The organism is Collinsella aerofaciens, from assembly GCF_040926405.1.
Classification (GTDB): Bacteria; Actinomycetota; Coriobacteriia; order Coriobacteriales; family Coriobacteriaceae; genus Collinsella.
Genome location: NZ_JBCOIG010000045.1, coordinates 1 through 8,362, shown reverse-complemented (window position 1 = coordinate 8,362; position 8,362 = coordinate 1). Strand labels below are relative to the sequence as shown.

9 protein-coding genes are annotated in these 8,362 nt (G+C 59.3%); 3 read left to right on the top strand and 6 right to left on the bottom strand.

Annotated elements, in window-relative coordinates; genetic code table 11:
• Window positions 1-166: 166 nt before the first annotated feature.
• From AB5758_RS09440 to AB5758_RS09415, 6 genes are all read right to left on the bottom strand, one after another.
• On the bottom strand, window positions 167-1,009 hold the full coding sequence (locus AB5758_RS09440; protein WP_238057935.1) for a Cof-type HAD-IIB family hydrolase: 843 nt from the start codon (window positions 1,007-1,009) through the stop codon (window positions 167-169).
• 87 nt (window positions 1,010-1,096) lie between these two features.
• Window positions 1,097-2,515: a citrate synthase gene (locus tag AB5758_RS09435; RefSeq protein WP_238057936.1), complete on the bottom strand. Its 1,419-nt coding sequence runs from the start codon at window positions 2,513-2,515 to the stop codon at window positions 1,097-1,099.
• A gap of 77 nt (window positions 2,516-2,592) precedes the next feature.
• Window positions 2,593-2,880, bottom strand: coding sequence for an ACT domain-containing protein (locus AB5758_RS09430; protein WP_006235289.1), 288 nt, complete (start codon window positions 2,878-2,880; stop codon window positions 2,593-2,595).
• 396 nt (window positions 2,881-3,276) lie between these two features.
• A complete protein-coding gene (locus tag AB5758_RS09425) occupies window positions 3,277-3,984 on the bottom strand; it encodes a site-specific integrase (protein ID WP_269152866.1) in 708 nt (235 codons plus the stop codon).
• A gap of 18 nt (window positions 3,985-4,002) precedes the next feature.
• Window positions 4,003-4,254 carry a helix-turn-helix domain-containing protein gene (locus AB5758_RS09420; RefSeq protein WP_006235292.1) on the bottom strand — a complete coding sequence of 84 codons (252 nt, stop codon included), beginning with the start codon at window positions 4,252-4,254 and terminating at the stop codon, window positions 4,003-4,005.
• Between the two features lie 9 nt (window positions 4,255-4,263).
• On the bottom strand, window positions 4,264-4,776 hold the full coding sequence (locus tag AB5758_RS09415) for a DUF2975 domain-containing protein (RefSeq protein WP_006235293.1): 513 nt from the start codon (window positions 4,774-4,776) through the stop codon (window positions 4,264-4,266).
• A gap of 135 nt (window positions 4,777-4,911) precedes the next feature.
• Here AB5758_RS09415 and AB5758_RS09410 point away from each other — a divergent pair, with 135 nt between their 5' ends.
• The 3 genes from AB5758_RS09410 to AB5758_RS09400 all read left to right on the top strand — a co-directional run.
• Window positions 4,912-7,134 (top strand): hypothetical protein, encoded by a 2,223-nt coding sequence (locus tag AB5758_RS09410; RefSeq protein WP_368141845.1) that lies wholly within the window; start codon window positions 4,912-4,914, stop codon window positions 7,132-7,134.
• A 5-nt stretch (window positions 7,135-7,139) separates the two neighbouring features.
• Entirely contained in the window at window positions 7,140-7,880 is a 741-nt protein-coding gene (locus AB5758_RS09405; protein ID WP_117769450.1) for an ABC transporter ATP-binding protein, read from the top strand.
• A gap of 279 nt (window positions 7,881-8,159) precedes the next feature.
• On the top strand, window positions 8,160-8,362 hold a 203-nt coding region (locus AB5758_RS09400), incomplete at its 3' end, for a hypothetical protein (RefSeq protein WP_368155525.1).

Genomic DNA, 8,362 nt, shown 5'->3' with positions numbered 1-8,362 from the left:
CATTGTCGGCCTAATCCGCGGTCTTTCATGCAGCAGGGGCTCTCAATGTTTTTATGTCCTGCTCATATCGTCTCTGCCGGCAGTGGGGGACAGTCCTTGCAGCTTTTTGCGAAGAGTGTCCCCAGTGACTAGTCGTTTAAGAACGTCCCCAGTGACTGGCCGATGACTAGGCGAGGGCGGCCATGATGGTGCGGGCGACGCCGTCGTGGTCGTTGTCGTATTCGGTGATGGCGTCGGCGGCCTCACGGTCTTCGGGCTCGGCGTTGATCATGGCCATGCCGTGGCCCGCTGCCTGCAGCATGGGGATGTCGTTGATGTTGTCGCCGAATGCCCAGGCGTCGGCGAGACGCTTGCCCAGGTATTCGCATAGCCACGTGAGGGCCGTCCCCTTGGTGGCGCCCTCACCCATGACCTCGATATTCATGGCGTAAGAACGCGTGACCTCAATGCCTCCGAGCGTGTCGAGCGCCGCCGCGATGGCGTCGCGATCGGCCGGGTCGTGCCAGTACATGGCGATGCGTTCGAGCGTCTCGACCTCGTCGATCTTGCTGTCGATATCCATGTCGATCGGTGTTCGTGTGCGCTTGAGCGAAGCCGCGATGTGGGGGTCGCCGCCACAGAACTCATCCAGACGCCCGTATAGCGAGCGGGGGAGGAAGCACTGCCCATCCGCGAAGATATCGAAGGTCACATCGTGGCCGGCGGCAATGCGATGGATGCGGTGGGCAATGCCACGGTCGAGCGGACGGCTCAAGATGCACGTGGCGCGCGAGGCGTCGGTGGGCGTATCTTCGTCGAGCTGCCAGACGCTGGCGCCGTTGGCACAGACCGCGTAGTGCACGGCGGGATGGGCGAGAATGGGCTCAAAGATGCCCGACAGCGGACGCCCCGTGCAGGGAACAAACTCGATGCCACGACGTGCGAGCTCGTCGAGCATTGCCCAGGTGGCATCGCTCATTTGCTTATCGCTCGTCAGCAGCGTCCCATCCATATCGGAAAACACAATCATTCGTTGCGATCCTTTCTACTGGCATAAAAAGCGTGGCCGAGGGCGGTGATGCCCTGGCCACGCTCGAGTTCTATAACGGTCCGCGTCCTAGCGGTCAGCGAGTGGCTTGTACTCCAGCGGCTCGATCACCGGACGATAGGCCGGGCGAATAATACGGTGCGCGCAGAAGAGCTCTTCCATGCGGTGCGCAGACCAGCCGGCCATGCGGGCGACGGCGAACAGCGGCGTAAAGAGCGTCTCGGGCACGCCGAGCATCTTGTAGATAAAGCCCGTGTACAGGTCGATGTTGGCACAGATGGGCTTGGTCATGCCGTGATCGCGCATCACTTGCGGGGCCAGGCGCTCGATGCGCTCGATGAGCGCGAACTCCTCGCCCAGGTCCTTCTTGGCGGCAAGCGTGCGCGCGTAACGACGGCACACCTCGGCACGCGGGTCGCTCAGCGTGTAGACGGCGTGGCCCATACCGTAGATGAGGCCCGTGCCGTCGAAGGCCTGCTTGTCGAGGATCTTGCCCAGGTAGGCCGCGACCTCGTCCTCGTCCTCCCAGTTGGAGACATGCGCGCGGATGTCCTCGTGCATAGACACGACCTTGGCATTGGCGCCGCCGTGGCGCGGGCCCTTGAGCGAGCCGATAGCCGCGGCGTAGGCGGAATACGGGTCGGTGGCCGAAGACGACAGCACGCGGCAAGCGAAGGTGGAGTTGTTGCCGCCGCCGTGCTCGGCATGCAGCATGAGCATAACGTCGAGCAGCATCGCCTCATCGCGGGTGAACGCCATGCCGCCGCGCAGGACCTGTAGGATGGTCTCGGCGGTGGAGAGACCGGGCGTAGGGTGCGGCACGTGAACCTCGGAGCCGCGAAGCTTGGCGACCGAGGCCATGTGTGCGAAGGCGGCGATGCGCGGGAGACGTGCGAGCATGGAAATGGCGACGTCGATTTCGTGCTCAGGCGTGATCACGTCTGGTTCGGCATCGAAGGCGTAGAGCAGCAGTACGGCGCGCTGGAGCACGTTCATGATGCTCGACGACACCGTGGTCATAGGGAACTCTTTAACGTACTCGTCGCTCAGATGTCTAAAGGCGCCCAGGCGCTCGCAAAAGCCGTCGAGCTCTTCCTTGTTGGGCAGCGAGCCCGTGATAAGCAGATAGGCGACTTCTTCGTAGCCGTAGCGATTCTCGGCCTGGGCATTGTTGACCAGATCCTCGATGCTGTAGCCGCGAAGCGTGAGCTTGCCCTGATCGGGCACGACCTTTCCGTCGACCTTGTTGTAGCCGTGCACATCCGAGATACGAGTGAGGCCCGCGACCACGCCCGAGCCGTCGGCATTGCGCAGGCCGCGCTTGACATTGTGCTCTTCGAACAAGCCCTCGTCATAAGGGTCGGTCGGCAGGCCGTGGTAGAGGCTTTCGCTCTCAGACGAAATCTGGCGGCTTGCTTCGTAATCCAGAACCAGTCGGCTCAAGTGGTCATCGAAGCGGTAATAGATTTTCTTGGCGTCGTAGGCCATGCGCGCTCCTCTCCGGGCCGCATCGGGGTGGCTTGCATGGGCATGCGCGCGTCAGGCTATCCCCAGCGGCTTGTTCGCTACAGGCGGTACATAAAGTTAAAGACGTCCTCGCGCTGGATGGACACGTTGACGCCCGAAAGCTCGCCGGCCTCGGCCAGGGCCTTCTGCAGCTCAGCGAAGTCGAGCTTGGACTCGGCGGTATCGGCCAGCATGGTCATGGTGAAGATGTCCTCGATAATGGATTGCGTGATGTCGCGGATGTCGACGTTGGCCTCGCCCAGGACACGGGTGACGCCGGCGACGATGCCGGGGCGGTTCTTGCCAAGGACGGTGATGACGATACGGGAGGACGAGATCTCGGCCATGGGAAACCCTTTCGCGTGGTTGCGGCGCGCGCGGGGCGCTCCGCTACGGTACAGTGTTCATCATTGTACCTGTCTGGCGCAAAAAAGGCGCGCTCGCTGCGGCGTTACATGCCTGCAACATGAGCGTAAGGGGGAAGGCCGTACGGGGAAGAGCCGTCTGGCGCGTGTCCGGCTCGTGTTGGGTTGATTTCCGATCTCAGCCGAACACATTGAGCGGACAGGCCGTTCCCGCAGTCAGCCGAACGCCTCCGACGGCTGATTCCGAACTGGAAGCGGAGGGCATCCCCGCCCTTCGGTAGGGGATACCGCTCCGCGGCGCATGCCGCGGGCGGCGCCCCTATCGGACCACCGTGACCTCAGTTGGGATGGGCCCAGCACTGCCGCGTACTCGGTGAGCTAGAGCCAACTGTTCGTCTTCACGTCGCGTATGGCGATATTTCGGTCGTCCGGCTCGGTGATGCCGTAGCCGAACGCCTGGAGCGTCTCGATGGACTCCTGGATCCTCTGTTGGAACATGGGACCCGGATCGACCCTCGGCCCGAGGTGCCCGCGCCAAAGGCACGGCGTGGCGCGCAGCATGTTATGGATTTTGGAGATGGGCTCGATGTCGGCGTAGACGCTGAGCGTCGCCATGGCGTCCTTGTGGCCGGGGATCGATTGGAGCGCCTTGATATCGCCGCCTTGGCGGATCCACTGCGTTGCGAACGTGTGGCGAAGGCCGTGGAACGTGATCAGCTCGTCGTTGGTGCCCATGAGGCCGTTGGTCTCCGAGAACGTCTTGAACGCCCTGCGGATATAGCTTGTCGTCGCGAAGGTCGCGCCCGGCTCCGACAGGATGTAGCAGTCCCCGATCTCGACCGCCCCGGTAAGGCCGCGCAAGCGCAGCTTTCCGCAGTCGATCTCGTGGGTCTCCTTCAGGAAGGGGAGTAGGCCGACCGGGTCGATGGGGATACCCCTGGCGTCATGGGTCTTGGTGTCCTTGATGAACGAACCCATTCCCTTCGCGTACGCCACCGAGTGTCTGATCGAGATCAGGCCCGTCTCGAAATCCACATCGCACCACCGAAGGCCGCAGACCTCGCCGATTCGCATCCCCGTGTGCAGGGCGAGTACGACCGCCCTCTAATCCTCGGCGGACCAATCGAGTCCGAACTCCTTTCGGGCATCCTCTTCGCTCATGACTTCGAGAAGGTCTCCGGGTTGGCAACGAAGGGCGAGGCATAGCTGCTCGAGTGTGTTGAAGCGAATGCCGCGAATATGCCCTTTTTTAATACGGGACAGGTTCACGGGCGTGGTTCCAATCCTTTCGGCAAGTTCGTTCGAGGAAATCTTTCGCTCGGCCATGATCTTGTCGAGGCGAACAATTACGGGCATGGCGTTTCCTTACGCAATCTCGTCGGAGTCGAGGTACAGCTCTCGGGCGTACAAGAAGAGCTGGGAAAGCATGAACAGGACGATGCCGAGAACCAGAGAGGTCCAATCGAATGATGAAGCGATCTCTTGGGCGCCGACGGCCCCCTCGCCGCCAAACATCGAAACGGAGGTTTTGAGTGAGCCGGCGTAGAGGCTGGTGGCAGCTTGAACAACGAAGAGAATGCCGAGCACCTTCAGGCATGTCGCAGACCCTTTCTTGAAGGGGTCTCCGCTCTTGATCGTCCACACGAGAACGGCGCTGAGGATGGTCGTAGCGATACCGATGACGGCAGGGACCAATGTCGAGATCGCAAGGGCTGGATACGCGGGGGAGTCTGCAATTACAGGGTTGTCGAGCACTTCGATTGCTGGCTTTAAGGAGAACGCCACTTGTGCGATGGCGGTGGCGCAAAGGGTCGCAGAGGCTATCGCACATGCGATGCGGAAGGAATGAAGCCGGGGAGTGCGATTGTCGGAACTCATAATAACCTCCGAAGAATTTAAAAAACTCAGGTTACTTTTTAACAGTTTATGTTAAATTGACTTTGCCGACAAGTAATAAGGGCCGAGCATTTTGTTCGGCCCCTCTGTTCCGACTGGATGAGGTTAAGGTTGGCGATGAATATGCTCAAAATCTCGAAGGCGATCTTTAGGTCGCTTCTCTCCTCCAGGTCGCTCTGTGTTGTCGTTGTTGCGTTGATGGTTCTTTGTGCTCTGCCCGTCTTCAGGAGCGCGGCTGGCATCGACGGACGGGTCGAATACCTCGAGTCGGGAATAACCCGTGTTGAGCAGGAATTGTCAGCATCCTATGCGGATGCGCTTGTGAATGCGGGGGAGGACGGTGTCTATACCTCTTCATCAAGCATGCCCGCGCTTCTGTACCCTCTTGCCGCGGGACGTCTTATCTTGGCACCGCTCTCTCCCCTACTTCCGTTTCTGCAGATATCGGATGGAGAGTACACCTATTATGACGGATCGAAGGAGTACTTGCTATGGGTCGCAACGGCCGTTGCCGTCTCGTTCCTTGCCGCGCGTCTTAACAAACGTGAAAAGCTCATCATCCAGGCACCGATGGGCGAGCTGGGTAGACTTGTTGCATCGAGCGTATGGGCGAGTGTTTTTGCAATGCTTGCCGTCCTCGCCATCAATCTTCCAGGGATAATCGCCGCGCTTGTGAAGAATGGCCCGGGCTCGCCGTTCTATCCGATAGGCTACATTCAATATGCGACTCCGGTTATCAAACCGGCTTGGCTGGTGTTCGCGAAGACGGCCATCTTGCAATTCTTGGTGGCAGCGTTCATCTCGCTTGTCGTTCACCTTGCCGTGAAGATTGCCAATAACCCTACGCTTGGAATCGTGTTCGTATGTGCCCTGATGGGGGTGACGATGGTTCCCGGGTATTACGGAAGATCCATCGCTTTACGTGAGTTCGCCCTGTTGAATCCCCTTACGTATGCGAACACTGAGTTGACCGTCGGCGCCTATAGCCCGTACCCGACAACGCAGATAGTGAATCTGCCTGGACTTTGCTTCGAGCGTGGCGCGATTGCCCTCGTATGCGCAATCGGGATCGAGGTGCTGGCAATTAGCCTGCTTTGCGTTGCTGGAAAGAGCGGCTGCGCGTGCCCGATATCCCCGATTTGTCTTGAGAGAGGTTCCTTCACTGCATCGAGAACGGCAACTCGTTCGAGCGCTTGTGCCTCCGCCGTTGCATACGTAAGAACGATGGGGAAACTGCTCCTGCGTTCTCCTACCCTCGCCGTATGCGCGATTGCAATGTCGACGACGATGCTGGCCCCGGCTCTGGTCGAGATGTTTCCTGACGCTGATAACGTTTCCGCTGTTCGGTATAGGGATGGGGAGCTCCGTTCAATAGATCGGTATCTAGAGCAGAACGCTGCGAATATGGACGTCGAGGGCAAAGCGGCCCTGGAAGACATGCGGGATGCTCTTTCGGGTTTCGTGTACGCGCCTATGCCTGCGGAGGGGTTTCGAAGCCTTGCGACGTACGAGCGCGCTCGAGGTGAGCTGGGCGCGGCAGATGCGACTCTCCTGCAATCGATCGGAATCGAGCCGGAGACTCCTTCTCGTGCGGAGGCGCGCGCCCTTCTGCTTGAGTCGATCGCGAGCTTGCCGGACCCCAAGGTTTACGAGTTAAGTACGAAGATGCCCCCATTAATCCTCCTTTCGTATCTCCAGGCAGCGCTTCCCTCCTTATTTTTGCTGTTGCCCGTGGTTGTCGCATCGCTCGCGTGCACCCACCTGCAGTGTCGTTCCCTTCTGGTTCTCCAGATCCCCGCAACAGCGCATGTGCGTTTTCTGACGGCTGTTGCGCTGGCTCTCCTGCTTGGCTTGGTGCTGCTTTTGGTGTCGATGGTTCCCGCTGTCGTTGTGTCCGTGATTAAGAACGGTGCGGGTGGATCGGAGTATCCCGTCGCTCTCATTCGGGCGGGAGCTTCGACAACGTCCACGGTGGGGGAGGCGGTGTTGTGCAGTATTCCGTTGCTGGTCATGGCATACGGCGTGATTTCCGTCGTCGCTGCGTTGACAGCAGCGATTAGCCGCAACCCCGTTGTCACCGGAATGGTTTGCGCGGTTCTCTTGGTGTTGGGTTCGTTGAGCGCTCATGTTGAAAGCGTGGGCATGGGCGTCGCGCTGCTGGCTCCATTCGCCTCGTTTGATTCCGCTTCCCAGGTGGGGACGATTGGGTTCCTTGGGCGAGGGACGAACGCGATGCCTTTTGGAGAGGTCGTCGGCGCATCGGGCGCTCTGCTGGTGGTCTTGGGCGCCGTATCTCCGTTGATGGTGCGCCTGAGTGTTCCAAAGATCGAAAGGGGATGATCTCGATGATTGACCTTCAAACGCTGACGATCTCTTATGGAAAGAAGGTGCTCGTAGATTCGGTGAACGCTGAGTTTGCCCCGGGTACGGTCTACGGTCTCGTCGCTCCGAACGGGCATGGAAAGACGACGTTGCTGCGTGCGATGGCAGGTTTGCCGGGTCCTCGCGTGGACGGGAGCATCGTTCTGGATGAGGTGCAGGGTACGGGTGCGAGAGAGGTCCGTTCTATGATCTTCTATGCACCTGGTGAGGGGACGCTGCTGTATCCCGGATTGCGTGCGGAAGATCACCTCAAGATGGTTTGCGATATGTGGCCGCATGCTCGCGATATCGAAGAGATAGTGGAACAAACGCAGATAGGCGAGTTCGCGAAGATGAGGATCCGCACTCTGAGCCAGGGCATGAAGCAGCAGCTTACCCTGGCGATTGCGTATGCGACGGGCGCGCGGTACCTTCTATTAGATGAGCCCATGAACGCGCTCGACCCCAGCAGGGTGGACTTGCATTCCGAGATTCTCAGGAAGCTGGCCGATTCTGGTACGTGCATCATCATGTCATCCCACATCTTGGATTCGGTCGATAGGCTGTGCGATGAGATTCTGTTTTTGAAGGATGGGAGGCTCATTAGAAGCATTCCGCAAGATGATGCTGCGCCGAAGTCTCCTGGATCCCATTTCGCAAAGCCTGCCGGACGCGCCGAGGGTGCGCTAAGCACGTATCGGCGACTCTACGAAAAGGGCGGGTAGAAATGCAAGTTAAAAATCTATGTGGCCAATGTGATACCGTTGAACCCGCATATCGATACCGCTCAGCCATTCGCCTCGCCCCCATCGCACGCATCTTCATTCGGTCTGTCATTATTAATCTAACGATGCTTTGAGAAATGTAGGTGCTTCCAAATGTACTGTCGACTTCTTCTCAAACTGATCCTAAGAGACAAGGCCGTATGGATTTGTACGCTCGTTCTCGCTGCAGCCTTTTCCGTCCCCATTGCGTTCAATTCACCCATCTACGGGCCCTTCTTTATGAAGCAGGGCATGCAGGGCTTTGTCGACGCATTCAATACGCGCGCGCCCCAGGCCAGCGGCACAGACCTATCTCCAGAGCAGCAAAATGACGCGGAGCTTGCGAGATACGCGAACGCCGCCCTTGCCGCTCAAACCGACGCCGCCTTTCTCGATTCTGCCGAGAGCTACTACGCGCTCATGGGCGAAGGCTTCCAATCCGG